Annotated in this window: 1 protein-coding gene; it reads right to left on the bottom strand. The window is 75.3% G+C overall.

All coding sequences use genetic code 11. The features are described 5' to 3' along the window. On the bottom strand, positions 1–4250 hold a 4250-nt coding region (locus ACH4B3_RS34160), incomplete at both ends, for an SDR family NAD(P)-dependent oxidoreductase (RefSeq protein WP_398469669.1).

The raw sequence follows: 4250 nt of genomic DNA, 5'->3' as shown, positions 1-4250 counted from the left end.
TCATCCCACGCCCCCGCGAACACCGGGAACGCCTCGTACAACCCACGCCCCATCCCCAACCGCTGACTCCCCTGCCCACCGAACAGGAACGCCCGCCGGCCGGAGACCACCTGACCGGACACCACACCCGCCGACGACACCCCGTCCGCCAGCTCCGCCAGACCCGCCAGCAACTCCGCACGATCCGCACCCAGCACCACCGCACGCTGATCCAACCCCGCACGGGTGCGTACCAGCGAGACGGCTATCTCGGTGTCGGTGACCTCGGGGCGGGCCTGGGCGAACTCCCGCAGCCGGGCGGCCTGTCCGCGCAGCGCCTCCGGGCTCCGGGCGGAGACCACCCACGGGACGAGCCCGCCCAGCGCGCCGCCGGCCTGCTCCGCGGCTTCCTGCTCCGGCTCGGCCGCCGGGCCGTCCGCCGGGCCCGCACCGGTGGCGGGCTGCTCCAGGATCAGGTGCGCGTTGGTGCCGCTGATGCCGAACGCGGAGACCGCGGCCCGGCGCGGCGCGCCGGTCTCCGGCCACGCGCGGGCCTCGGTCAGCAGCCGCACGGCGCCGGAGTCCCAGTCCACCTCGGGGGTGGGCTCCTCGGCGTGCAGGGTCCTGGGCAGTACGCCCGCGCCGAGGGCGAGCACCGTCTTGATGACGCCGGCGATGCCCGCGGCGGCCTGGGTGTGCCCGATGTTGGACTTGAAGGAGCCCAGCCACAGCGGGTCGTCGCCACCGCGTTCCTGCCCGTAGGTGGCGAGCAGCGCCTGCGCCTCGATGGGGTCGCCGAGGGTGGTGCCGGTGCCGTGCGCCTCCACCGCGTCCACCTCGGCTGCGGTGAGGCCCGCGTTGGCCAGCGCCTGCCGGATCACCCGCTCCTGCGAGGGCCCGTTGGGCGCGCTGAGGCCGTTGCTGGCACCGTCCTGGTTGACCGCCGAACCGCGGATGACGGCGAGCACCGGGTGGCCGTTGCGGCGCGCGTCGGACAGCCGCTCCACCAGGACCATGCCCGCGCCCTCGGACATGCCGATGCCGGCGGCGTCGGCGGCGAAGGCGCGGCAGCGGCCGTCGCGGTTGAGGCCGCGCTGGCGGCTGAAGCCGATCAGCGGCTGCGGGGTGGACATCACCGTGACGCCGCCCGCCAGCGCCATGGAGCACTCGCCGTTGCGGACCGCGGCGGCCGCGAGGTGGAGGGCGACGAGGGAGGACGAGCAGGCGGTGTCGACGGTGACGGCGGGCCCTTCGAGACCGAAGGTGTAGGCGATGCGGCCGGAGACGACACTGTTGTGGCCGCCGGTGAGCAGGTGGCCCTCGTAGCCGTCGGGCACCCGGCCCACCCCGGCGCGGTAGTCCGAGGGGTTGGCGCCGACGAAGGTGCCGGTCATGGTGCCCTTGAGGGTGTGCGGGTCGATGCCCGCTCGCTCCAGGGCCTCCCACGCGGTCTCCAGCATCAGCCGCTGCTGGGGGTCCATGGCCAGCGCCTCGCGCGGCGAGATGCCGAAGAACGCGGCGTCGAACTCGCCCGCGGTGTGCAGGAACCCGCCTTCCCGGGAGTAGACCGTGCCCTCTCGCTCCGGGTCGGGGTCGTAGAGCTTCGCGAGGTCCCAGCCCCGGTCGGTGGGGAACGGCGAGATGGCGTCCACCCCGTCGAGGACCAGCTGCCACAACTCCTCGGGCGTGCCGACCCCGCCGGGGTAGCGGCAGGCCATGGAGACGACGACCACCGGGTCGTCGTGGTCGGCCGTCGCGTCCGGCGCGGGGCGGGGGGCGGTGCCGGTCGCGCCGCCGGCCGGGCCGGTGCCGGGTGCGGGCTCGCCTGCGAAGAGCCGGGCGGTCAGGTGGCGGGCGAGGTCGGTCGGTGTCGGGTAGTCGAAGATGACCGTGGCGGTCAGCTTCAGTCCGGTCGCGGTGTTGAGGCGGTTGCGCAGGTCGACGGCGGTGAGCGAGTCGAAGCCGAGGTCGCGGAAGGCACGCCCGGCGTCGATCCGGGCCCCGGAACCGTGTCCGAGGACGGCGGCGGCCTGGGCCTTGACCACCTCGGCGAGTTCGGTGACGCGCTCCTCCTCGTCCAGCTCCGCCAGCCTGCGGCGCAGCGCCGAGGTGTCCTGGGTGGCCGGGTTCTCCGCGGCCGCCGCCTCCAGCAGGCGCCGTGCCTCGGGGATCTCGCCGAGCAGGGTGCTGGGCCGGTAGGAGGTGAAGACGGTGGTGAACCGGTCCCAGTCGATGTCGGCGATGGCCACGAAGGTCTCCTCGTGGTCCAGTGCCTGGCGCAGCGCGTCGCAGGCCGTCTCCGGCTCCAGCATCGGCAGGCCCTGTGCGCCGACCCGTTCGCTCAGCTCCTTGCGCTGTTCGGCGGCGCGCTCGTCCCAGTCGTGGAAGGCGTCCCAGATGCCCCAGGCGATCGAGGTGGCGGGCAGCCCCTGGGCGCGCCGCTGCTCGGCGAGCGCGTCCTGGTGGGCGTTGGCGGCGGCGTACGCGGCGTGGTCGCCGCTGCCCCAGAAGCCGGCGATGGAGGAGAAGAAGACGAAGGCGTCCAGTTCCTCGTCCGCGAGCAGTTCGTGCAGGTGCGTGGCGCCGCCGACCTTGGCCGCGTACACGTCCTCGAAGTGCTCGGGGCCGGCCGTGGCGAGGGGGGCGAGGTCGGCGACGACGGCGGCGTGCATCACCGAGCGGACCGGCCGGCCCTCGGCCTTCAGCCGGGCGATGAGTTCGGCGACGGCGTCCCGGTCGGCGATGTCGCAGCCGACGACGGTGGCGTGCGCGCCGAGTCCGGCGAGCTCGGCTTCCAGTTCCGCGGCGCCGGGGGCCTGGCGGCCGCGGCGGCTGGTGAGTACCAGTTCCTTGGCGCCGTTGCGGGCCAGCCAGCGCGCGAAGCAGGCGCCGAGTGCGCCGGTGCCGCCGGTGATGAGCACGGTGCCGGCGTCCGGGCGCCAGCCGCGGACGGGCCGGGCGTCGCCGAGTGGGGCGCGCACCATGCGCCGGGCGAGGGTGCCGGCGGTGCGGAGGGCCAGTTGGTCCTCGCCGCGCGGGTCGGACAGCACGCCGCACAGGCGCCGCAGCACCCGCTCGTCGGCGGCTGCGGCCCCGTCCGCGGTGTCCGGCAGGTCGATCAGGCCGCCCCAGCGCTGCGGGTACTCCAGGGCCGCGACCCGGCCCAGGCCCCAGATCTGGGCCTGCGCCAGGTTGGCGGGCGGGTCGGCGGGGCCGGTGGACACGGCGCCGCGGGTGACGCTCCACACCGGCGCGGCCACGTCCAGTTCTGCGAGCCCCTGGAGCAGGGCCAGGGTGCCCGCCACACCGGTCGGCAGTACGGCGCGGGCGCCGTGCGGCGCCTCGTCCAGTGCCCACAGGGAGATGACGCCGCCCGGGGCGGGGTGGTCCGCGAGCGCGGTGCGCAGCCGCTCGGTGAGCCGGGCGCGGTCGGTGTCGGCCGCCTCGACGGTCAGCGGCACCACCTGGGCGCCTCGTTCGCCCAGCACCCGGGTGAGCGACGCGGTCAGCTCGGTGCCGGTGTCCGCGGCGGGGACCACCAGCAGCCACGGGCCCGACAGCACCGGCACGGCGGTGCCGGTGACCGGCTTCCAGTCGATGGCGTAGCGCCAGGAGTCGATGACCGACCGCTCGCGCCGCTGCCGCCGCCAGGACGAGAGGGTGGGCAGCACCGCCCCCAGCTCCTCCCGGCCGTCCTCCACGCCGAGCGTGGCGGCGAGTTCCGCCAGGTCCTCGCGCTCCACCGCGTCCCAGAACCTGGTCTCCACCTCGTCGTGGGCCGACCCGGCGGAATCCGGGGTGGTGTCGGCCTCCTCCAGCCAGTAGCGCTCGCGCTGGAAGGCGTAGGTGGGCAGGTCGACGGTGCGGGCGCCCGGGAAGGACGCCGTCCAGTCGATCCGGGCGCCGCTCACCTGGGCCTCGGCCAGCGAGGTGAGGAAGCGGTCGGTGCCGCCGTCGTCGCGGCGGAGCGAGCCGACGGCGGTGATCTCGGTGCCGGTGCTCTCCGCGGTCTCGCCGATCGCCATGGCCAGCACCGGGTGGGCGCTGCACTCGACGAACAGGCGGTGCCCGTCCTCGACGAGCGCGGCGGTGGCCTGCTCGAACTCGACGGTCTGGCGCAGGTTGCGGACCCAGTAGGCGGCGTCCAGCCCGGCGGTGTCGATGAGCGCGCTGTCGACCGTGGAGTAGAACGGCACCCGCGACGCGGTCGGGGTGATCCCGTCCAGCACCCGCAGCAACTCCTCCCGCACCGACTCCACCTGCGGGGAGTG

Origin of the sequence: Streptomyces sp. NPDC018031 (genome assembly GCF_044327625.1) — a bacterium.
GTDB lineage: Bacteria > Actinomycetota > Actinomycetes > Streptomycetales > Streptomycetaceae > Streptomyces.
The sequence above is the reverse complement of the archived record's forward strand: the minus strand, read 5'-3'. Positions and strand labels throughout refer to the sequence as shown.